This window comes from Rathayibacter sp. AY1F4, assembly GCF_002931775.1.
Lineage (GTDB): Bacteria > Actinomycetota > Actinomycetes > Actinomycetales > Microbacteriaceae > Rathayibacter.
On record NZ_PSVE01000010.1, the window covers coordinates 106110 to 127543 of the forward strand.

The window sequence follows — 21434 nt, forward strand, 5'->3', positions numbered from 1 at the left end:
TGGGCCGGAGGGGGCGGTGCGTCAGTCGAAGGCGACGATCAGCTCGACCTCGACGGGAGCGCCGAGGGGCAGCTCCGCCACCCCGACGGCCGAGCGCGCGTGACGGCCGGGCTCGCCGAACACGTCGCCGAGCAGCTCCGAGGCGCCGTTGATCACGCCGGGCTGCCCGGTGAAGCCGGAGGCGGACGCGACGAAGCCGGTGAGCTTCACGATCCGCGTCACCCGGTCGAGCGATCCGATCGCGTCGGCGACGGCCGCGAGCGCGTTGAGGGCGCAGGTGCGGGCCAGCTCCTTCGCCTGCTCGGGCGACACCTCGTCGCCGACCTTGCCGACCAGCGGCAGAGCGCCGTCGACGAAGGGGATCTGCCCCGACGTGTAGACGAGGCCGCCGTGCACGACGGCGGGGACGTAGGCGCCGGCGGGGACCGCCACGGCGGGCAGCTCGACGCCGAGCTCCGCGAGACGCTCGGCGATCACGCGCCGGCCTCGGCGACGGGGCGCTTGAGGTACGCGACGAGGCCGCCCTCGGGACCGGTCACGATCTGGACCAGCTCCCAGCCCTCGGATCCCCAGGTGTTCAGGATCGCCGTGGTGTTGTGGATCATCAGCGGGGTGGTGATGTACTCCCAGCGCGGGACGGACATGGCTCTCCTCGGGTGCGGCCGGTGCGGGACGACTGCTGAGCGCCGCGCGTCGGCGGGATGAGCGCCGCGGCTCGTCCGAGCGCGGCGACTACGCTGATTCTATGTCGGGGCAGGGCGGGACCAGAGTCGTGAAGACCATCGGGGGCGCCGTCGGCGGCCTGATCGGCATCGTCGCCATGAGCGTCGTCGCGGGAGTCCTGGTGGCCGCCTCGGTGACGCCGGCGATCGCGCTGAGCGGCATGGCCGCCGGCAACACGGTGGAGATGTTCGACAACCTCCCCGAGTACCTCGAGATCGGCACGCTCGCCGAGAAGAGCGACGTGTACGCGAAGGACTCCTCCGGCGGCGACGTGCTGCTCGCCTCCTTCTACGCCCAGAACCGCGTCGAAGTGGGCTGGGACGAGATCTCGCCGTTCGTGAAGGACGCCGTGGTCGCCTCCGAGGACCCCCGCTTCTACGAGCACGGCGGCATCGATCTGCTCGGCACCGTCCGCGCGGCCGCGACCACGGCCATGGGCGGGGACGTCCAGGGCGGCTCGTCCATCACGCAGCAGTACGTCAAGAACGTGCTCGTGCAGAAGGCGGAGGCGCTCAGCGATCCGATCGAGCGCGACGCGGCCTACCGCGAGGCCACGGAGACCACTCCGGAGCGCAAGGTCGCCGAGATGCGGCTCGCCATCGGGCTCGAGAAGGAGTACCCGAAGAACGACATCCTGCTGGGCTACCTCAACATCGCCCTGTTCGGCGGCACCGTCTACGGCGTCGAGGCGGCCGCCCGCTACTACTTCGGAGTGAGCGCGAAGGACCTCTCGCTCGCGCAGTCCGCCGCGCTCGTCGCGATCGTGAACAACCCCGAGAAGTTCCGCTTCGACCGGCCCGGCGACCCGGCGAACCCCGCCGCGGAGGGCTACCCGCAGACCCGGGACCGGCGCGACTACATCGTCACCCGCATGGACCTCGAGTCGAAGGTGACGTCCGAGCAGGCGCAGGCGGCCGTCGCCGAGCCCGTGACGCCGAACATCACCGAGCCGAGCACCGGCTGCCAGACCGCCGGAGTCGCGGCCTTCTTCTGCGACTACGTCACCTGGGTCATCAAGAACGACGACGCGTTCGGTGCGAGCCAGGACGAGCGCGACGCCACCTTCAAGCGCGGCGGCTACCGGATCTACACGACCCTCGACTCCGACCTGCAGCAGGCCGCCGTCTCGGCCACCGACGACTGGGTGCCCAAGTCGATGGCGAACGTGAACATCGGCAGCGCGAGCGTCTCGGTCGAGGTCGGCACCGGCCGCATCCTCGCTATGACCCAGAACAAGGACTACTCCAACGATCCCGACCTGACGGGCCCCAACTACACGAGCGTCAACTACAACACCGACTTCGGGTACGGCGGCTCCTCGGGATTCCAGGTCGGCTCGACCTACAAGGTGTTCACCCTCGCGGAGTGGCTGCAGGAGGGGCACTCGCTCGGCGAGAGCGTCGACGGCACCCGCCGCGCCTACACGACCTTCCGTGACAGCTGCGAGCCCGACGGCGTCTACTACGGCGAGTCCTGGAACCCCGGGAACGACGAGGGCGGCAACGGAGGCGTGACCACGGCTCTGCAGGCCACCACCGGCTCGATCAACACCTCGTTCGCCGCCATGGCCCAGCAGCTGGACCTCTGCGGCATCCGCAACACGGCGCTGGCGATGGGCGTGCACCGTGCCGACGGGACCGAGCTGCAGAAGCTCGCGCCGACCATCCTCGGCACCAACGAGATCGCTCCGCTCACGATGGCCACGGCCTTCGCCGGCTTCGCGAACAAGGGCACCGTCTGCACGCCCATCGCGATCGACCGGATCGTCGACCGCACGGGCGCGGACGTCGCGCCGCCCGCCTCCGAGTGCAGCCAGGGGATGTCCGAGGAGGTGGCCGCGACCGCCGGCTACGCCCTGCAGCAGGTGGTGACGGGCGGCACCGGCGCCCCCTCCAACCCCCGCACCGGAGTGCCGCACATCGGCAAGACCGGCACCACGGACGACGCGCTGCACACGTGGATGGTCGGCGCGAGCACCGAGGTCGCCACCGCCACCTGGGTCGGCAACGTGACCGGCTTCACCTCCATGCGCGGATTCAGTCTCAACCGGGTGAACGCCGGTCAGGTGCGCCACCAGATCTGGCCGCGCATCATGCGCGTCGCCGACGCGAAGTACGGTGGGACGGCTTTCCCGGCTCCCGTCCGCTCGCTCGTCGACGCTCCGCAGGAGGCCGTGCCCCAGGTCACCGGCCAGAGCCCCTCTGCGGCGGCCGCACGCCTGCGCTCCGTCGGCTTCACGGTCCGCATCGACACTTCTCCGGTCCCCTCCGACCGCCCGGCAGGGACGGTCGCGCAGACGAACCCGCCCGCCGGGTCGCGCGTCTCCCGGGGCGCGGAGATCACCCTGCAGATCAGCGCCGGACCGGGCGCCCCGCCCCGCGCGGGCTGAGCCCCCGCACCCCCGGCTGCTCCCGAGGGAGCGTCCGGCAGAATGAACGCGGCCGCGCTCGCGGCCGACGTGCGAGAGAAGGACCCATGACCGGACGCACCCGTCGCCCCCTCACCACCGCCCTCGCGACCGTCGCCGCGGCCGGAGCCGTCGCCGCGGCCTGGGGCATCGGCGTCGAGCGGACGCTGTTCACCGTCCGGCGCACGTCGTTCCCGGTGCTGCCCGCCGGTTCCGAGCCGATCCGCGTCCTGCACGTGTCGGACCTGCACATGGCCCCGTGGCAGACGAAGAAGCAGGAGTGGATCCGCTCGCTCCTCGCCCTGGCGCCCGACGTCGTGGTCGACACCGGCGACAACCTCGGCCACCGCGACGGCGTGCTCGGCATCCGCCGGGCCCTGGAGCCCTTCGCCGGGATCCCCGGCGCCTTCGTCAACGGATCCAACGACTACTTCGGCCCTCGGATCAAGAACCCGCTCCGCTACTTCGTCGGCCCCTCCAAGAACCCCAAGCAGCACGAGGCCGATCTCGACACCGACGGGCTGACCGGCTTCTTCTCGGACGGGCTCGGCTGGGTGGACCTCAACAACCGCGCCGAGAGCATCACGGTGAAGGGGACGCGCATCGAGTTCTTCGGCGTCGACGACCCGCACATCGGCCTCGACCGCATCGACCTCGTCGCCGGAGCCGTGGACGAGCTGCGCGGGGCGGAGGACGGACCGGCCGGGGTCAGCATCGGCGTGGCGCACGCGCCCTATCAGCGCATCCTCGACGACTTCGTCGCCCGCGGCGCCGAGGTGATCCTCGCCGGGCACACGCACGGCGGGCAGGTCTGCGTCCCGGGCTTCGGCGCCCTCGTCACCAACTGCGACATCCCGCGCGACAAGGTCGCCGGCTCGACGACGTGGGACAACGGACTGCGCAGCTCGTACCTCAACGTGTCCGCCGGAGTCGGCACCTCGATCTACGCCCCGGTGCGCTTCGCCTGCCGACCCGAGGTGACCCTCGTCACGCTCACTCCGGCGGCCTGACGAGGGGTGTCCGACGGCGGTCCGGAAATCGGCTACTATTGTCGAGGCTCGTGAGCGGTTCTCCGTGATGAGCACACCGGGGTGTGGCGCAGCTTGGTAGCGCGCCTCGTTCGGGACGAGGAGGTCGTGGGTTCGAATCCCGCTACCCCGACCGGTGAGAAGCCCGGCCAGGATCGATGATCCGGCCGGGCTTCGTCGTTCCCCGGGCGTTCTCGGAATTCTGCTGTGGCGGGGGTCGCCCGCAGGTGGATGCTCGCCCGGGTCGGAGCCGGGTCGTCGCCGGGTCGTCGACGGAGCCGGCCCGATCACCGCCCTGCGCTCTCCGGCTCCAGCACCCCCGTCCGCGTCCCGAGCGTCCTGCGCACGGGCGTGCCTCCAGCCCACTCCCCCGCGCCTCCCGGCCCGATCCCAGCAGCCGGGAGCGAGACTGTTCTTCCGCCGTCGTCGCCGCCTCCGCCCGACGACCGACGAGAGGAGCACCGTGACCCGGTCGCTCACCCGCCTCACCCTCGCCATCGGCGTGCCCTACGTGGTCGCGCTCGCAGCGATCGCCTTCTGGCCGACGCCCGTCGATGCGGGAGTGCGGGGAGATCTCGGCCGGGTGACCTCCTGGTTCGCCCGGCACGGCCTCCCGATGGTCGACTACGCGTTCATCGAGTCGACGGCCAACATCGCCCTGTTCGTGCCCCTGGGGCTGCTCCTGGCCCTCAACCTGCGGCTCCGGAGGGCGTGGGTCGCCGTGGCCGTCGGCGCCGTCGTGAGCTCGCTGATCGAGGCGGGCCAGCTGCTCTTCCTCTCGGCGCGCTTCGCCACCGTCGACGACGTCGTGATGAACACCTCCGGCGCCCTCCTCGGCGCGGTCGCCGGCGTCCTGCTCCGGATGGTCGTCCGCGCACGACGACGCCGGAGGGCGGCGGAGTGGGACGACGCCTTCGCGCACATCCCCCTCCGCGGCACCTCCGGCGTCGTGGCGGATCAGCCGAGCCGCGTCCGCTGAGACGACGGCTCTGCCGCGTCAGCGGCCGAGGCCGCGGTACTCCCAGCCGGCCGCACGCCAGGCGGCGGGGTCGAGGCAGTTGCGACCGTCGACGAGGAAGGTGTTGGCCACCTTCGCCGCCGTGGCCGCGGGGTCGAGGGCGCGGAACTGCTTCCACTCCGTCACGACGACCACGGCGTCGGCACCGGCCAGCGCCTCGTCGACGTCGGTCGTGTAGGTGATCTCGGGGTAGCGGCGGCGCGAGTTCTCGATCGCCTCGGGGTCGGTCGCGACCACGGTCGCACCGAGGTCGTGCAGGCGAGCGGCGACGTCGAGCGACGGCGAGTCGCGGATGTCGTCCGACTCCGGCTTGAACGCCAGACCGAGCACCGCGATGCGGCGGCCCTCGACGGAGCCGCCCAGGCCCTCGGTGACGAGGTCGACGACGCGCTGACGGCGACGCAGGTTGATCGCGTCGACCTCTTTGAGGAAGGCGACGGACTCGCCGACGCCGAGCTCGTCGGCGCGGGCCGAGAAGGCGCGGATGTCCTTCGGGAGGCAGCCGCCTCCGAAGCCGATGCCCGCGTTCAGGAAGCGGCGGCCGATCCGCACGTCGTAGCCGATCGCGTCGGCGAGCTGCGTGACGTCCGCGCCGGTGACCTCCGCGATCTCGGCGATCGCGTTGATGAACGAGATCTTGGTCGCGAGGAAGGCGTTGGCCGAGACCTTCACCAGCTCGGCGGTGGCGTAGTCGGTGACCACGAGCGGGGTCTCGGCCGCGAGCGCCGTCGCGTAGACCTCGTCGAGGGTCGCCTTCGCCGCTGCTCCGGCCTCGCCTGCGGGCACGCCGTAGACGAGGCGGTCGGGGCTGATCGTGTCCTTCACGGCGAAGCCCTCGCGGAGGAACTCGGGGTTCCAGGCGAGAGTCGCACCGGAGGAGGCGATGCGGTCGGCCAGGCGGGCGGCGGTGCCGACGGGGACGGTCGACTTGCCGACGACGAGGGAGTCCGCCTCGAGGTAGGGCAGGAGACCGTCGATCGCCGAGTCGACGTAGGTCATGTCCGCGGCGTTCTCGCCCGGCTTCTGCGGGGTGCCGACGGCGACGAAGTGCACGGCCGCACCGGCGGCGTCGGCCATGTCGGTCGAGAAGCGCAGGCGCCCGGAGGCGACGCCGGAGGACAGCAGCTCCGGGAGGCCGGGCTCGAAGAACGGCGCGGTGCCGGCGGCCAGGGCGTCGATCTTCTTCTGGTCGACGTCGATGCCGATGACGTCGTGGCCGAGCTCGGCCATGGCGGCAGCGTGGACGGCACCGAGGTAGCCGCAGCCGATGACAGAAAGCTTCACAGGGGTTCTCCGAATCGTGGCGGGTTCGTGTCGCGGTCGCGACGGTGAGGAGGAGCGATGCGATGCGGCGAGGCGTCAGCGCGCCCGCGGACGCGCGACTACCGCCGCGCCAATGCTCTCAGATCACGGGAGACGTCGGCGACAGCCGCCGCGATCTGCGCCGCCACGCGCTCGTGCACGGCCTCGCTGCGGCCGATCGGGTCCTCGATGTCGTCGCCGCCCTCGCCCCGCGGGGCGCGCCCGCGGTGGGCGGCGGCGAGCCGCACGACGGCGCGGAGCCGCGCGGCGGGGTCCTCGACCGTCGGCAGCGGCACCTCCCGCAGGACGAACGGCAGCACGCGGGCGAACTCGAGCAGCGTGAAGCCGCGGAGGAGGAGCGACGGGAAGCGCCGGGAGGCGTCGACCAGGTGGTCGCGCGTCATCGTGAGCAGGAGGTCGGCGTCGCCGACGATCGCGTCGCCGAGCACCGCGCTCGTGTGCGCGGCCGGGTCTCCCCCGTGCTGAGCCGAGAAGCGGGCCGAGACCGGGTCCATCGGCAGTCCGTCGCGCGTCCTCACTCCGGCGCTCGTGAACGCGAAGAGCGGACCTCCCGCGGGCGAGGTCGCGTCGGAGAGCGCGGCGCGCAGCAGCTGCTGCGCCATCGGCGACCGGCAGATGTTGCCGGTGCAGACCGAGAGCACGGTGAAGACGGGGGCGGCGGAGGCGGCGACCGGTTCGTCCGGTCGCCAGCTCCGGCGGGCGGGGCGGGCGGAGTCGTCTCCCGGGAAGATCATCGCGGGGCGCTCAGGCCGAGGTCGACGCGGGCTCGGGCTCGACGGCCGTGTCCGGGCGGGCGCCCGATCGCTCGGAGCCGTAGTAGCTCGTGTAGTAGTAGCCGTAGCCCCGGCCGACCTGGCCGCGCGCGGGCACGCGGTTGAGGATGACGCCGAGGGTGTGGCCGCTGACCCGCTCGAGGTTCTGGATCGCCTTGCCCAGCTCGTCGGTCGTCGTCCTGCCCGCCGAGATGACCACGAGCGCTCCGTCGGTGCGGGCGGTGAGGATGGCGCCGTCCGTGACGGGCAGGAGCGGCGGCGCATCGACGATCACGATGGCCTCGCGGGCGATCTCGTGCAGGAGGATGTCCATGCCGTTGGAGCCGAGCAGCTCGGACGGGTTCGGCGGGATCGACCCGGCTCCGAGCACCCAGAGGTTGCCGGACGGGCCCCACGGCTGCAGGACGTCCTGCAGCTCCGCCTTGCCGATCAGCAGGTCGGTCAGGCCGACGCCGGGCACGAGGCCGAACGACTTGGCGACCGTCGGCTTGCGGAGGTCGCCGTCGACGACGACGGTGCGCTGGCCGGAGGCGGCGAGCGTCACCGCGAGGTTCGCGGTCACCGTCGACTTGCCGTCCGAGGGCAGCGGGCTCGTCACGACGATGATGCGCGGCGGGCTGTCGATGTTCATGAACTGCAGGTTCGTGCGGAGCTCGCGCAGCGCCTCGGCGAGTGCGTGCTTGCCGTCGGCCTTGATGTAGTCGGTCGTGTCGGCCTCGGGGACGATGCGGTTGGTCTCGCTGAGGCGCTTGTCGACGGGGAGGGTGCCGACCACGGGGAGGTCGAACAGGCGCTCGACCATCTCGGCGGTGCGGATGCGCCGGTCCAGCGTGTTGCGGACGAACGCGTAGACGAGGCCGAGGACGAGGCCCGCGAGCGCGCCGACCGCGAGGACGAGGCGCAGGTTCGGGAACGCCGGCGAGGACGGGAGCGCCGCGGTCTGCAGGACGGTGAGGGAGACCGTGTCGCCGACGCCCGTCTCCTGGTTGACCTGCTGCACCTTGGTGGCGATGGCCGCGACCCAGGCGTCGGCGAGCTTCTGCGCGCCCTCGGGGGTGGAGGCGGTGGCGCTGACCTTCATCACCGGGGCGACCGTGTCGGCCTGCACCGCGATCGCCGAGATCAGCGTGGCGGGCGAGACGTCGAGGCCGAGGCTGTCGATCGCGATCTGCGCCACGTCGCGCGAGGTGGCGATCGGGACGTAGGTGGCGAGGCTCGACTTGGCGACGGACTGCGCGATCTGCTGTGTGTAGATCGCCTGGCTGTCGTCGGCACCGGTGGTGGCGACGGAGACGAGGCCCTGCGAGTCGGCGACGTACCGCGGCTTCTGCGTCAGCGACCAGCCGAAGGCGACGAGAGTGCCGAGGAGGATCGCCGCGACGATCGGGATCCAGTGGTCGCGCAGGAGCCGGAGGACGTCTCGAAGTTCCACAGAGTCAGATTTCCTTCGCTGGTACGGATCACGCGGCGGGCGCCGGAGACGGGTTCTTCCGAATTCTGACACAGCGCTTCCGCGCCCTCGGCGCCAGGCGCGTCAACCGTGCCACCCGTCGGGGGTGGGCTGCGGCGGAGTCCCTCTCGTGATCACTCCGAGGCCCTCGAGCTCGACCAGGGCGGACTCGACGACCGCTGCCGCATCGACGCCGGCGGGCGGCGGGCCCGCCTCCTCGAGCACCGCGGCGACGAGACCGGGCAGATCGGAGCCCCGGCCGGCGTGGCGCCAGATCGTCGGGCCGATGCCGGACAGGCGCACGAGGGTGCCGCCGCAGAACACGAGCAGCTGGCCGTCGGCGAGCTCCACCGCGTCGTCCGCAGGGGTGCGCAGGACGGTGCCGGGCAGGGCCTCGCCCACAGCGTCGAGCTGCACGGAGACCACCTCGGACCAGGCGGACGGGGCCTCGGCGCCGAGGGACGCGAAGACCTCCTCGACCAGGTGCACCACGCTCGCGGCCTCGGAGTAGACCAGTCGCCGGACGCCGCCCAGCGCCGAGAGGGTGCGGACGAGATCGGCGATCGGCCGCGGTCGGGCCGAGAGGTACGAGGTCTGCGGCACCAGATCCTCGATCGCGTCGACCGGGTCGACGTGCTCGAGGAAGGGCGTCCCGACGCCGTCGCGGCGCTCGAGCAGGAGGACGCCCGCCAGACGCAGGGGCGCCTCCGGGACCGGTCGGAGGGCGAGCGACCCGGGGGCCAGCTGCGCCTTCGGCGCCGATCCGGTCAGCGGCTTCACCGACAGCGGCTTGGGATAGGGCAGGACGCGCCCCTCCGGGGTCACGCCGACCGTCTCGTCGGTGACGTAGCCGAAGCGGGACCCGAGCGTCCGGGCGATGGTGGTCTTGCCGGTCCCGGAGGCGGCGACGAAGGCCAGCACGCGGCCGGACTCGTCGGAGATCCCGCAGGCGTGGAGCATCAGCAGGTCGGCGCGCCGGGCGCCGATCGCCTCGAGGGTCAGGGTCGAGGTCAGGGACTCCTCGAGCTGCGCGAGCGTGGCGCTCGAGACCCGGGGCGAGCCGTCGACCGGGACGGAGGGGTCGTGCCCCACCTCGGCGAGGACGTCGCGTGCTCCCGCGTCGGGCTCGGACGCGCAGGCCGCCCAGCTGTCGGCGATCCGCGCCGCGTCCTCGTCGCCGACGCCGCGTCCGAAGACCACCCGGAACGGGGTCTCGAGGACTGAGACGGACAGGGTGCGGGGTTCGGCGCCCCTCCCCCCGGCGATCAGTACGCCCCGTCGCGGGCGAGGACGGCGCGCGCGGTCTTGAAGAGGATGACGATGTCGCCGGTCATCGACCAGTTCTCGACGTAGTACAGGTCGAGGCGGACGGTGTCCTCCCACGAGAGGTTCGAGCGTCCGCTGACCTGCCAGAGCCCGGTGATGCCCGGCTTCATCAGGAAGCGGCGGTGCACGTGCTCCTCGTACTGCTCGACCTCGCGGGCCAGCGGCGGGCGGGGGCCGATCAGGGACATGTCGCCGCGGAAGACGTTCAGGAACTGGGGCAGCTCGTCGAGGCTGAAGCGCCGGAGGATCGCGCCCACCCGGGTGACGCGCGGGTCCTTCGCCATCTTGAAGAGGATCGAGTTCCCCTCCGCACGCTGCTGCGACGCGAGAGCCGCCAGTCGCGCCTCCGCGTCGACGACCATCGAGCGGAACTTCAGCATCTCGAAGGTCGCGCCGTTCAGGCCGATGCGCTCCTGCCGGAAGAGCACGGGCCCGGGGCTGGTGACCTTGACCAGCACGGCGACGACGACGAGCACCGGCGCGCTGAGGATGATCAGCATGGTCGACGCCAGGATGTCGAAGAGGCGCTTGGCGAACCGCTGGCGGCCGTCGAAGCGCGGGGTCTCGACGTGGATCAGCGGAAGGCCCGCGACGGGGCGGGTGTGGATGCGCGGACCGCCGATGTCGGTGAGGCTCGGCGCCACGACGAGGTGCTCGCGCCCGGGCTCGAGCGTCCAGCTCAGCTCGCGGATCCGCTGCGGCGCCAGCTCGTCGGAGCTCGTGACGACCACCGTGTCGGCACCGGTGGCGTCCATCACGGCGCGGACGCCGTCGATCCCGGTGAACCCGTGGACCGCGAGGCCCGAGAGCTCCTGCTCGCTCCGCAGCGCGTCCGCACCGCCGACCGAGGTCGAGACGGCGCCGACGAGCTTGTAGCCGGCCTCGGTGCCGCGACGCAGCTCGCGCGCGGTGTGCAGGACGCTCGCGCGGGAGCCGAGGAGCACGACCTGGCTCGAGAAGCGGCCCGCCCGGCGCTGCCGGGTGAGCCAGGAGCGCCAGACCAGGCGGCCGACGCAGATCAGCACGATCCCGGCGGGGAACGCCGTGATGATGTAGCCGCGCGCGAGCAGGATCTGGAGCAGGTAGGCGATGATCGCGACGATGCCGAAGAGCCAGATGGAGGCGTCGACGACGCGGCGGTACTCGACGTAGCCGGTGCCGACGATCCGGCGGTCGCGCGTGTCGAAGACTTGGAGGGCGAGGAGCCAGCCGACCGACAGGGCGACGGACACCCAGGTGTAGCTGACCGCGATGTCGGCGGGGTTCTTGAACCCCAGGTCCGAGTTCAGGTTCAGGTCGAACCAGAAGAGCTGCGTGCCGAAGACGGAGAGGACGATCGCGACGACGTCCGTGATGAGCAGCCGTCGCCGGTAGTCCTGCTCCCACGACGGCCGACGCCTCAGCGGTGCCCCTTGCGCCGTCATCGTTTCCCCCGACCTTTCCTGCTGCTTCGAAAGGCGTAATTCCGTTTCCGGTGTTGTCACGTCGTCAGGCTACCCACTTCCTCGTTTCGGAGGGGTGTCGCACCGGTGAGGAACGCTCGACCGGTCAGCCGCGGAGCCGGCCGCGGCTCTCCTGGAGGTAGCACGCGCCGCACAGCGACTCGTAGGTGACCGCCGTTCCGTCGATCGCGACCTGATCGCCGTCGAAGACGAAGCGGCCGTCCACGACGCGCCCGTTGAAGATCGCTTTGCGCCCGCACCGGCAGATCGTCTTCAGCTCCTCGAGGCTGTGGGCGATCTCCAGGAGCCGCCTGCTGCCCGGGAACGCGGCGGTGCGGAAGTCCGTGCGGATGCCGTACGCCAGGACGGGCACGTTCTCGAGGATGGCGATCCGGAGCAGATCGTCGACGTGCGACTCCGGCAGGAACTGCGCCTCGTCGACGAGCAGAGCGCTCACGTCGCGCTTCGACTCGGCCAGGACGCGGGCCCGGGCCGCGGTGAAGACGGCCACCGGGTCCCCGTCGGGCTCGAACAGGATGTCCACCGGACGGGTCACGCCGAGCCGCGACACGATCAGCTCCTCGCCCTTCGTGTCGACGGCCGGCTTGGCCAGCAGCACCCGGTGCCCGCGCTCCTCGTAGTTGTGCGCGGCCTGCAGGAGCGACGTGCTCTTCCCGCTGTTCATCGCTCCGTAGCGGAAGTACAGCTTGGCCATCAGGTCTCCTCGGGGCGGGTCCGGAGGCGGGGCCCCCGGGGTGAGCAGGGGCCGGTCACGGGAGGAACCCGTCCTCGCCGGCGCGGCGGATCAGATCGGCCCGGCGGCTCGCGGGCCTGCCGACGGCGACGTACTTGCGGCGCACGCGCTGCAGGTAGGTCTTCGCGGTCTCGAACTGCACGTTCATCTTGGCGGCGACCTCGGGGGTGCTCGATCCGGACGCGTAGAGGCGCAGCGCCTCCAGCTCGCCGGCGCTGAGCCGTGGGCGCTGCTGCGCCGCGACTCCGGACGGCAGGGGCCGCCACTGCGCGGACGAGACGTCGGCAGATCGCATCTCGAGAGCGGCGCGGGTCTGCTCCATCACCTCGGCGAGCGGGCGCGACTTCGCTAGGTGCCGCACCGCTCCGGCCTTCAGGGCGCGCTCGCGGACCTCGTCGTCCTCGCTCGCGGAGAGCGCCACGACCGCGGCTCCGGCCGCCCGGCAGGTCCGGATCCGCGCCTCGATCGAGATCGGCTCGCGCAGCTCGACGTCCATCACGACCACCTGGGTGGGGAAGACATCGCTCGTCACCAGGTCGTGCCAGGTGGAGGCGGCCACGACGACCTCGAAGTCCGGGGCGTGGGTGCGGATCCACGCGCTCGTCGCCGCGAGCAGGTCCTCGCGCGGGTCGAGCAGGCCGAGCCGGACCGCACGGGGTGCCGCGTCGCGGGCGCTCCGGGCGGAGGAGCCCGAGGGCTCACCGGAGCGGGTGACCATGCGGACGATCCTAGCCGCGGCCGGGCCCGCCCCCGGCTCAGAACAGCGTCGGCTGCCCGACGCCGGGCAGGATCGCGGCGCGCTCCGGCCCGAGCTCCCCGACCAGCAGCCCGTCGTGCTGGAGGGAGCGCCGCTCGCCGCCGAGGGTCCGCAGCGTCCCGAGCGAATTCAGGGCGGAGGACTTGACGGAGCCGGTGGCCGGGTCCTCTTCGCCGCGCTCGAGCCCGTGCGCGCGCATCAGCGGGCGGATGCGCGCGGAGAGCCAGCGCCGGTACTCGAGAGGCGCGTAGGCGTCGCGGCCCGGGTAGAGCGCTCGGTACTTGTCGACCAGCTCGGGGTGCTCCTGCCCGAGCCACTGCAGGAACCACTCCTTCACCCCGGGCTTGAGGTAGAGGGTCGAGTACATGATCGTGCTGGCGCCCGCCTCGCGGCAGGCCCGGAGCGACTCGTCGAGGTGCGCCCGTGTGTCGGTGAGGAACGGCAGGATCGGCATCAGGAACACCGAGCAGTCGAAGCCGGCCTCCCGTGCCGCGGTGACCGTCGCCAGCCTGGCCGCCGCGGTCGGCGCACCCGGCTCGACGGAGCGCTGGAGGCCCTCGTCGTAGACGGCGATCGACACTCCGAGGTCGACCGGGACGTGCTCGGCGGCCTCGCGGAGCAGCGGCAGGTCTCGCCGCAGCAGCGAGCCCTTCGTGAGGATCGAGATCGGGGTGCCCGAGGCGGCGAGCGCGGCGATGATGCCCGGCATCAGCCGGTAGCGGCCCTCGGCGCGCTGGTACGGATCGGTGTTGGTGCCGAGTGCCACGGGGTGCCGCTCCCAGCTCGGCTTCGCGAGCTCCCGGGTGAGGACCTCGGCGACGTTCACCTTCACGACGATCTGCGAGTCGAAGTCGCGGCCGCCGTCGAACTCGAGGTACTCGTGCGTGGGCCGGGCGAAGCAGTAGGTGCAGGCGTGGGTGCAGCCGCGCATCGGGTTGATGCTCCAGCCGAACGGCATCTTCGAGGAGGTGTGCACGCGGTTGAGCGCCGACTTCGCGAGCACCTCGTAGAAGGTGATGCCCTCGAACTCCGGCGTGCGCACCGTCCGCACCAGGTCGGTGAGCTTGACGAGCCCGGGCAGCGCGGCCTCGTCGGCCGTGCCGATCGACTGCCCGCTCCACCTCATGGAGCCATTAGAACATACGTTCGAACAGATCGCAGCCGATCAGACCGAGGCGGACAGCTCCAGCGTCTCGGCGGTCGCGGTGACCGTCTGCTCGGCCTTCTCGGGCGCGTCGTTCAGCGTCGAGCCGTAGCTCGGCACCATCGCGCGGATCCGCGGCTCCCAGGCCTTCATCCGGTCGGGGAAGCACTTCTGCACGATGTCGAGCATGATCGGCACGGCGGTCGAGGCTCCGGGCGAGGCGCCGAGCAGGCCGGCGATCGTGCCGTCCCCTCCGGTGATGACCTCGGTGCCGAACTGCAGCACGCCGCCCTTCTTCTCGTCCTTCTTCATCACCTGAACGCGCTGGCCGGCCGTGATCAGGTACCAGTCCTCGTCGCGGGCGGTGGGCAGGAACTCGCGCAGGGCCTTCATCTTCTTGCCACGGCCGGCGAGCACCTCGCCGATCAGGTACTTCATCAGGTCGAGGTTGTCGCGGGCGACCGCGAGCATCGGGCCGATGTTGTGCGGCCGGATCGACAGGGGCAGGTCGAGCCACGAGCCCCGCTTCAGGAACTTGGGCGTGAAGCCCGCGTAGGGGCCGAAGAGGAGGGACGACTCGCCGTCGACGACGCGCGCATCGAGGTGCGGCACCGACATCGGGGGCGCGCCGACCGCGGCCTTGCCGTAGACCTTCGCCTTGTGCCGGGCGACCAGCTCGGGGTTGTCGGTGCGGAGGAACTGCCCCGAGATCGGGAAGCCTCCGAAGCCCTTGATCTCGGGGATGCCCGACTTCTGCAGGAGGTGCAGCGCACCGCCGCCGGCGCCGACGAAGACGAAGCGGGCGGTCACCGACTGGGGCGTGCCTCCGACGACCTGCTTGAGGTCGAGGCGCCAGGTGCCGTCCTTCTGCCGGGTGATGTCGGTGACCTCGCGGCCGGTGTCGAGCGTGCCGCCGTGGGCGACGACGTGGTCGAACAGCTGGTGGGTCAGTGAGCCGAAGTCGACGTCGGTGCCGGCCGGCATGCGCGTCGCCGCGTAGGGGCCGCCGCCGGCGGGACGCTGCTCCATCAGCAGGGGCGCCCACTCGTGGATGGTCTTGACGCTTTCGGTGAACTCGATGCCGGCGAACAGCGGCTGGTCTTTGAGCGCCTCGTAGCGCTTCCGGAGGTACTCGACGTTGGCCTCGCCGTGCACGAAGGTCATGTGCGGCGCCGGGTTGATGAAGCTGGAGGGCTCGCGGATGTCGCCGGACTCCACCAGGCTCGACCAGAACTGGCGCGAGATCTGGAACTGCTCGTTGATCTGGATCGCCTTGGCCGGGTCGACGGAGCCGTCGGCCGCCTCGGGCATGTAGTTCAGCTCGCAGAGGGCCGCGTGACCGGTGCCCGCGTTGTTCCACGGGTTCGACGACTCCTGCGCCACGTCGCCGAGGCGCTCGTAGGCGGCGATCGTCCAGTCGGGCTGCAGCTGGGTGATGAGGGCGCCGAGCGTGGCGCTCATGATGCCCCCACCGATGAGGGCGACGTCGACCGGTTCCGAGGAGTTCACGAGAGTCGAGTTTACGCTCGCCCGAGCACGCCGCGGCGGGGAGGGGCCCCGCTCCCCCATCAAATTCGCGGCTTTTCCACCCGGAAGGGGCCGGAGCGCTCGGCGCCGGCCCCGTCCACGGAGGTCAGGAGACGGGCTGCTTCGCCGCGATGAGCTCGGCGATCTGCACGGCGTTCAGGGCCGCGCCCTTGCGGAGGTTGTCGTTGCTGATGAAGAGCGCGAGGCCGCGTCCCTCCGGAGCGCCCTCGTCGGCGCGGATGCGGCCGACGAAGCTCGGGTCCTTACCCGCGGCCTCCAGCGGAGTCGGCACCTCGCGCAGCACGACGCCGGGCGCGTCGGCCAGCAGCTCGCGAGCACGCTCGGGGCTGAGGGCGGAGGCGAATTCTGCGTTGACGGAGAGCGAGTGGCCGGTGAACACGGGGACGCGCACGCACGTGCCCGAGACCAGCAGCTCCGGGAGCTCGAGGATGCGGCGGCTCTCGTTGCGGAGCTTCTTCTCCTCGTCGGTCTCGTTCGAGCCGTCCTCGACCAGGCTCCCCGCGAAGGGGATGACGTCGAAGGCGATCGGGGCGACGTACTTGTCCGGCGCGGGGAAGTCGACCGCCGAGCCGTCGTGCACCAGGTCGAGCAGGTGCTCGTCGGCGACGGCGGCGCGGACCTGGCCGGCCAGTTCGTTCGCTCCGGCCAGCCCGCTGCCGGACACGGCCTGGTAGGTGCTGACGATCAGGCGCGTGAGCCCCGCCTCGCGGTCGAGGACCTTGAGGATCGGCATCGCGGCCATCGTGGTGCAGTTGGGATTGGCGATGATGCCCTTGACCGCCTGGTCGATGGCGTGGGGGTTCACCTCGCTGACGACCAGCGGGACCTCGGGGTCCATCCGCCAGGCGCTGGAGTTGTCGATCACGGTGACGCCAGCCGCGGCGAAGCGGGGCGCCTGGGCGCGCGAGCCCGTGGCTCCGGCCGAGAACAGGGCGATGTCGAGCCCCGACGGATCGGCGGTCTCCACGTCCTCGACCACGACGTCCTCGCCGCGGAACGGCAGCGTCGTGCCCGCCGAGCGGGCGGTGGCGAAGAAGCGGATGGACGCGATCGGGAAGTCGCGCTCCTCGAGGAGGCGGCGCATCACCTTCCCGACCTGGCCGGTCGCGCCGACGACGCCCACGTGGAGGGGGGTGCTGCTCATGCTGTGCTCTTTCGTCCGTGCGGCGCGCGGGCCGCTCGTGGCGGGGGGATCGAGGGAGAGGGTACCGGTCGCTCCGGCCGCTCGGGAGGAACGGCCGGATCGCGAGGGTGTCCGGCCGTCAGCGGCCGGTGCCGGCGTAGACGACGGCCTCGTCCTCGGCGTCGAGCCCGAAGGCGGTGTGCACGACGCGCAGGGCCTCGTTCACGGTGTCGGCGCGGGTGACGACCGAGATGCGGATCTCGCTCGTGGAGATCATCTCGATGTTGATCCCGGCCTCGTAGAGGGAGCGGAACAGCTTCGCGGAGACGCCGGCGTTGGTGCGCATCCCGGCGCCCACCAGCGCGAGCTTGGCGATCTGGTCGTCGTACTGCAGGGACTCGAAGCCGACCTCGTCCTTCTCGGCGTTGAGAGCCATGAGGACCGTCTGGCCGTCGGCCTTGGGCAGGGTGAACGAGATGTCGGTGCGGGCGGTCGCCGCAGCCGACACGTTCTGCACGATCATGTCGATGTTGGAGCCGGTCTTCGCCACGATCGTGAAGATCTGCGCGGCCTTGCCCGGGATGTCGGGGACTCCGACGACGGTGATCTTCGCCTCGTTCAGGTCGGCGGCGACTCCGGCGATGATGGGCTCTTCCACGGCTTGTCCGTTCTGCTCGACGCCGGAGGTCTCGGCGTTGTAGACGATGGTGCCCTCGTTGGGGCTGAAGGAGGAGCGCACGTGGAGCGTGACTCCGTGGCGGCGGGCGAACTCGACGGCGCGGATGTGCAGCACCTTCGCTCCCGCGGCGGCCAGCTCGAGCATCTCCTCGCTGGTGATGCGGTCGAGCTTGCGGGCCTTCTTGACGACCCGCGGGTCGGCGGTGAAGACGCCGTCGACGTCGGTGTAGATCTCGCAGGTGTCGGCGCCGAGTCCTGCGGCGAGCGCGACGGCGGTGGTGTCCGAGCCGCCGCGGCCGAGGGTGGTGATGTCCTTCGTGTCGCGGTTGAAGCCCTGGAAGCCCGCGACGATGACGACGGCGTTCTCGTCGAGCGCCTCGCGGAGGCGGACCGGGGTGATGTCGACGATGCGGGCGGCGCCGTGCTGTGCGTCCGTGATCATGCCGGCCTGGCTGCCGGTGAAGGAGCGGGCCTCGAAGCCCATGCTCTTGATCGCCATCGCCAGCAGCGCCATCGAGATGCGCTCGCCCGAGGAGAGCAGCATGTCGAGCTCGCGGGGGGCGGGGATGGGAGTGACCTGGTGGGCGAGCTCGAGCAGGTCGTCGGTGGTGTCGCCCATGGCCGAGACGGCGACGACCACGTCGTTGCCCGCCTGCTTGGTGGCGACGATCCGCTTCGCGACCCGCTTGATGCTCTCCGCGTCGGCGACGGAGGACCCGCCGAACTTCTGGACGATCAGGCTCACGTGCTGCTCCCGTGTCGGTGGCTGGACCGCCGTCGCGACCCGACGGGCGAGTCTACCGGTCGACCGCATGCCGGAGCGGTCATGCGACTCCGGCGGCCGCGTCAGTTCTCGACGAGCCGGCGGCCCTCGAAGGCGCGGCCGAGGGTGATCTCGTCGGCGTACTCGAGGTCTCCGCCGACGGGCAGCCCGGAGGCCAGGCGGGTGATGCGGATGCCGAGGGTGCTGAGCATGCGCGAGAGGTAGGTCGCCGTCGCCTCGCCCTCGAGGTTCGGGTCGGTCGCGATGATGACCTCCTGCACCTCGCCGTCCGCGAGCCGCTGCAGCAGCTGGCGGATGCGGAGCTGATCCGGGCCGATGCCGTCGATCGGGCTGATCGCGCCGCCGAGCACGTGGTAGAGCCCGCGGAACTCGCGGGTGCGCTCGATCGCCGGGACGTCCTTCGCCTCCTCCACGACGCAGATGACGGCGCGGCTGCGGCGCGGATCGCGGCAGATCCCGCAGGTCGCCTCCTCCGCCACGTTCCCGCAGATGTCGCAGAAGTGCACGCGGCCGCGCAGCTCGAGCAGGATCTCGGCGAGCCGGGTGACGTCGAAGGTCTCGGTCTGCAGGATGTGGAACGCGATGCGCTGGGCGGACTTCGGGCCGATGCCGGGGAGCCGGCCGAGCTCGTCGATCAGCTCCTGGACGATGCCTTCGTACATGCGGTCGCCTCCTCTCGGGTGGGGCGGACGGGGGTGGCGGTGCGGGCGGCGGAGGGGCGGCGGGGTCTCACGCGCCGGTCACGCGGGGGCCGCGCGGCGTGTGGGGCTGCTCCTCGATGAACTGGGCGCCGAGGATCTCGCGGACGACCGCCTCGCCGTAGCGCTGACGGCCGTCGGCGGTCGCCGAGCGGGTCGTGCGGGTGACCGGGCGCGCGGCGGGAGCCGGACGCCCGGCGACGGGGGCGGGCCGCGACGGGGCGGCGGGCTCGGGCGCGGCGGCGGGCTCGCCGGGAGGTGCGACGGTCGCCCAGGAGTCGGGCATCGGCGGCTCGACCGGCGGCATGTCCTCCTCCGGCGGCTCCTCGTCGAACGGGGGCTCGTCGCCGGCGGGAGCGGCTTCAGCGACGGCGACGGGAGCGGCGCGCACCGGCTCGGCGGCCGCGGCGGGGACCTCCACCGGAGCGGACGGAGCAGCCGCCTCGGCCGCAGGGGTCGGATCGGCGGGGATGGCCACCGTGGCCCAGCCGTCGGAGCCGGTCGCGGCCGGGATCGAGGCAGCCGGAGCGGGCGCGGCGGTCGCCTCGACGGCGGCGCGCTCGGCCTCGGGGGCGGCGGCGCGCGGCTCGACGCGGGCGATGTACTTCACCCGCAGGCCGAGGACCTGCTGGATCGCCTGACGCAGGTACTCGCTGACTCCGGGCTGCCCGGCGGTTCCCGGCATCTTGAACGACTCGACGTCGTTCTGGCTCGGGAACGAGAGGGTCAGCACGTCGTCCTTGAGGGCGCGCACCTGGGCGGTGTAGGCCACCAGCCAGGCGGTCATCTTCGCCTTCTGCACGACCTCGAGGATCTCGGGCCAGGTGTCCTTCATCCGCTGGAGGGTGACCGCGCCGTCGGCGGGTGCGTCGCCCGCGGCCGCAGCGGGTGCGGAGGCAGCGGGCGCCGAGGCTGGGGCCGCCTCAGGGGACGCAGCGGCCTGATCCGACGGCTCCTGCTCGTCCGGCTCCGGACGAGCCGCCGCGGCGGTCGTCGCGCGGGGGCGTCCTGACTCGGCCGGCGCGGACTCGTCCGCCTCCGGCGCGGCCGCCGTCTCGTCGGGCCCCTTCACCGGCGGCGCAGCGACCGGTTCGGACGCCGTCACCGGCGCCTCGGTGCGCGGAGCGGCCGCGATGGACTCGGGCACCGAGCCGGGAGCGGCGGCGTGCGAGGCGTGGTGGGGCTCGGGCGCACGGGACGGCTCGGACGCGCGCGACGCCTCGGACGACCGCGGAGCGGGCGCCGCGGTCTCGCGCGGCGGGGCCACGTGCCGCGGGCGCTCCTCCTGGGCAGCAGTGGGCGCGATGCCGGCGCCGGTGCCGTGCACCAGGGTGCGGGCGATCATCAGCTCGAGGTGCAGGCGCGGCGAGGTCGCACCGGTCATCTCGGTGAGGGCCTCGTTGACCACGTCGGCGATGCGGGAGAGCTCGGCCAGGCCGAGCGCGCGCGACTGGCCGGCCATGCGGTCGAGCTCGTCCTGCGAGACGCCGCGGAGGACGGCCGAGGCCGCTCCCCCGGTCGCGGCGACGACGATCAGGTCGCGGAGCTTCTCGAGCAGGTCCTCGACGAAGCGGCGCGGGTCCTGCCCCGTCTGGATGACGCGGTCGACCGCTCCGAACGCCTCGGCGGAGTCGTGCTCGGCGAGCGCGTCGACCACCTCGTCGAGCAGGGCGCCGTGGGTGTAGCCGAGGAGGGCGACGGCCCGCTCGTACTCGACGGTCTCGGCCTCGGAGCCGGCCATCAGCTGGTCGAGCAGGGAGAGCGTGTCGCGGACGGACCCGCCGCCCGCGCGGACCACGAGCGGCAGCACGCCGGCCGCCACGTGCACGCCCTCGCGCTCGCAGAGCTCCTGCGTGTAGTCGAGCATCTGCGCCGGCGGGACGAGCCGGAACGGGTAGTGGTGCGTGCGCGATCGGATCGTGCCGATGACCTTGTCCGGCTCCGTGGTCGCGAAGATGAACTTCACGTGCTCCGGCGGCTCCTCCACGATCTTGAGCAGCGCGTTGAAGCCCTGCGGCGTGACCATGTGCGCCTCGTCGAGGATGAAGATCTTGAAGCGGTCGCGCGCCGGGGCGAAGATGGCGCGCTCGCGCAGATCGCGCGCGTCGTCGACTCCGTTGTGGCTCGCCGCGTCGATCTCGACCACGTCGAGCGAGCCCTGGCCCTCGCGGCTGAGCTCGACGCAGCTGTCGCAGACGCCGCAGGGGGTGTCGGTCGGGCCCGTCGCGCAGTTGAGGCAGCGGGCGAGGATGCGCGCCGAGGTGGTCTTGCCGCAGCCGCGGGGGCCGCTGAAGAGGTAGGCGTGGTTGACGCGGTTGGTGCGGAGCGCCGTCATGAGCGGATCCGTCACCTGGGACTGGCCGATCATCTCGGCGAACGTCTCGGGCCGGTACCGGCGATACAGGGCTGCTACCACCCGACAAGAGTAGCCGCGACCTCCGACACCGGAGCCGGGACG

Annotated in this window: 18 protein-coding genes and 1 tRNA gene; 4 read left to right on the top strand and 15 right to left on the bottom strand. The window is 72.0% G+C overall.

Annotation, left to right across the window (positions count from 1 at the left end):
* Positions 1-21: 21 nt before the first annotated feature.
* Complete coding sequence (locus C5C59_RS08365) at positions 22-477, bottom strand: RidA family protein (RefSeq protein WP_219812422.1); 456 nt, start codon at positions 475-477, stop codon at positions 22-24.
* Positions 474-644: a hypothetical protein gene (locus C5C59_RS17210; RefSeq protein WP_164861113.1), complete on the bottom strand. Its 171-nt coding sequence runs from the start codon at positions 642-644 to the stop codon at positions 474-476. The genes C5C59_RS08365 and C5C59_RS17210 overlap by 4 nt, the downstream gene beginning before the upstream one ends.
* A 101-nt stretch (positions 645-745) precedes the next feature.
* Between C5C59_RS17210 and C5C59_RS08370 the strand changes: the two genes are divergently transcribed.
* The 4 genes from C5C59_RS08370 to C5C59_RS08385 all read left to right on the top strand — a co-directional run bounded on the left by C5C59_RS08370 (position 746) and on the right by C5C59_RS08385 (position 5137).
* Positions 746-3112: a transglycosylase domain-containing protein gene (locus tag C5C59_RS08370; protein WP_104237725.1), complete on the top strand. Its 2367-nt coding sequence runs from the start codon at positions 746-748 to the stop codon at positions 3110-3112.
* An 86-nt stretch (positions 3113-3198) separates the two neighbouring features.
* Positions 3199-4140 (top strand): metallophosphoesterase, encoded by a 942-nt coding sequence (locus tag C5C59_RS08375; protein WP_104222183.1) that lies wholly within the window; start codon positions 3199-3201, stop codon positions 4138-4140.
* 77 nt (positions 4141-4217) lie between these two features.
* Positions 4218-4291: transfer RNA gene (locus C5C59_RS08380), tRNA-Pro, on the top strand.
* Positions 4292-4621: 330 nt separating this feature from the next.
* Positions 4622-5137 (top strand): VanZ family protein, encoded by a 516-nt coding sequence (locus tag C5C59_RS08385; RefSeq protein WP_244229599.1) that lies wholly within the window; start codon positions 4622-4624, stop codon positions 5135-5137.
* 18 nt (positions 5138-5155) lie between these two features.
* Here the strand turns inward: C5C59_RS08385 and C5C59_RS08390 are convergent, their stop codons facing one another.
* The 13 genes from C5C59_RS08390 to C5C59_RS08450 all read right to left on the bottom strand — a co-directional run bounded on the left by C5C59_RS08390 (position 5156) and on the right by C5C59_RS08450 (position 21392).
* Positions 5156-6460 carry a UDP-glucose/GDP-mannose dehydrogenase family protein gene (locus C5C59_RS08390; RefSeq protein WP_104222179.1) on the bottom strand — a complete coding sequence of 435 codons (1305 nt, stop codon included), beginning with the start codon at positions 6458-6460 and terminating at the stop codon, positions 5156-5158.
* Between the two features lie 98 nt (positions 6461-6558).
* Entirely contained in the window at positions 6559-7233 is a 675-nt protein-coding gene (locus tag C5C59_RS08395) for a low molecular weight phosphatase family protein (protein WP_104237726.1), read from the bottom strand.
* Positions 7234-7243: 10 nt separating this feature from the next.
* Positions 7244-8704, bottom strand: coding sequence for a polysaccharide biosynthesis tyrosine autokinase (locus C5C59_RS08400; RefSeq protein ID WP_159939611.1), 1461 nt, complete (start codon positions 8702-8704; stop codon positions 7244-7246).
* A 102-nt stretch (positions 8705-8806) separates the two neighbouring features.
* Positions 8807-9922 carry a hypothetical protein gene (locus C5C59_RS08405; protein ID WP_104237727.1) on the bottom strand — a complete coding sequence of 372 codons (1116 nt, stop codon included), beginning with the start codon at positions 9920-9922 and terminating at the stop codon, positions 8807-8809.
* Positions 9923-9987: 65 nt separating this feature from the next.
* Positions 9988-11472, bottom strand: coding sequence for a sugar transferase (locus tag C5C59_RS08410; protein WP_104222171.1), 1485 nt, complete (start codon positions 11470-11472; stop codon positions 9988-9990).
* Positions 11473-11596: 124 nt separating this feature from the next.
* A complete protein-coding gene (locus C5C59_RS08415) occupies positions 11597-12205 on the bottom strand; it encodes a thymidine kinase (protein WP_104227256.1) in 609 nt (202 codons plus the stop codon).
* A 55-nt stretch (positions 12206-12260) separates the two neighbouring features.
* Positions 12261-12962: a LuxR C-terminal-related transcriptional regulator gene (locus C5C59_RS08420; protein ID WP_104237728.1), complete on the bottom strand. Its 702-nt coding sequence runs from the start codon at positions 12960-12962 to the stop codon at positions 12261-12263.
* A 37-nt stretch (positions 12963-12999) separates the two neighbouring features.
* A complete protein-coding gene (locus C5C59_RS08425) occupies positions 13000-14127 on the bottom strand; it encodes an Rv2578c family radical SAM protein (protein ID WP_104222165.1) in 1128 nt (375 codons plus the stop codon).
* A 39-nt stretch (positions 14128-14166) separates the two neighbouring features.
* Entirely contained in the window at positions 14167-15714 is a 1548-nt protein-coding gene (locus tag C5C59_RS08430) for a malate:quinone oxidoreductase (RefSeq protein WP_104237729.1), read from the bottom strand.
* A 64-nt stretch (positions 15715-15778) separates the two neighbouring features.
* Positions 15779-16837 carry an aspartate-semialdehyde dehydrogenase gene (locus C5C59_RS08435; RefSeq protein WP_104227259.1) on the bottom strand — a complete coding sequence of 353 codons (1059 nt, stop codon included), beginning with the start codon at positions 16835-16837 and terminating at the stop codon, positions 15779-15781.
* 118 nt (positions 16838-16955) lie between these two features.
* Complete coding sequence (locus tag C5C59_RS08440) at positions 16956-18239, bottom strand: aspartate kinase (RefSeq protein WP_104237730.1); 1284 nt, start codon at positions 18237-18239, stop codon at positions 16956-16958.
* A gap of 101 nt (positions 18240-18340) precedes the next feature.
* Entirely contained in the window at positions 18341-18940 is a 600-nt protein-coding gene (gene recR / locus C5C59_RS08445) for a recombination mediator RecR (RefSeq protein ID WP_104222157.1), read from the bottom strand.
* Between the two features lie 67 nt (positions 18941-19007).
* A complete protein-coding gene (locus C5C59_RS08450; protein WP_104251256.1) occupies positions 19008-21392 on the bottom strand; it encodes a DNA polymerase III subunit gamma and tau in 2385 nt (794 codons plus the stop codon).
* Between the last annotated feature and the right edge of the window lie 42 nt (positions 21393-21434).

Excerpts from the sequence above, each read along its gene's own strand:
- C5C59_RS17210 (WP_164861113.1), bottom strand. The coding sequence starts at position 644 with ATGTCCGTCCCGCGCTGGGAGTACATCACCACCCCGCTGATGATCCAC.
- C5C59_RS08370 (WP_104237725.1), top strand. The coding sequence starts at position 746 with ATGTCGGGGCAGGGCGGGACCAGAGTCGTGAAGACCATCGGGGGCGCC.
- C5C59_RS08375 (WP_104222183.1), top strand. The coding sequence starts at position 3,199 with ATGACCGGACGCACCCGTCGCCCCCTCACCACCGCCCTCGCGACCGTC.
- C5C59_RS08395 (WP_104237726.1), bottom strand. The coding sequence starts at position 7,233 with ATGATCTTCCCGGGAGACGACTCCGCCCGCCCCGCCCGCCGGAGCTGG.
- C5C59_RS08410 (WP_104222171.1), bottom strand. The coding sequence starts at position 11,472 with ATGACGGCGCAAGGGGCACCGCTGAGGCGTCGGCCGTCGTGGGAGCAG.
- C5C59_RS08415 (WP_104227256.1), bottom strand. The coding sequence starts at position 12,205 with ATGGCCAAGCTGTACTTCCGCTACGGAGCGATGAACAGCGGGAAGAGC.
- C5C59_RS08420 (WP_104237728.1), bottom strand. The coding sequence starts at position 12,962 with ATGGTCACCCGCTCCGGTGAGCCCTCGGGCTCCTCCGCCCGGAGCGCC.
- C5C59_RS08425 (WP_104222165.1), bottom strand. The coding sequence starts at position 14,127 with ATGAGGTGGAGCGGGCAGTCGATCGGCACGGCCGACGAGGCCGCGCTG.
- C5C59_RS08430 (WP_104237729.1), bottom strand. The coding sequence starts at position 15,714 with ATGGGGGAGCGGGGCCCCTCCCCGCCGCGGCGTGCTCGGGCGAGCGTA.
- C5C59_RS08435 (WP_104227259.1), bottom strand. The coding sequence starts at position 16,837 with ATGAGCAGCACCCCCCTCCACGTGGGCGTCGTCGGCGCGACCGGCCAG.
- recR (WP_104222157.1), bottom strand. The coding sequence starts at position 18,940 with ATGTACGAAGGCATCGTCCAGGAGCTGATCGACGAGCTCGGCCGGCTC.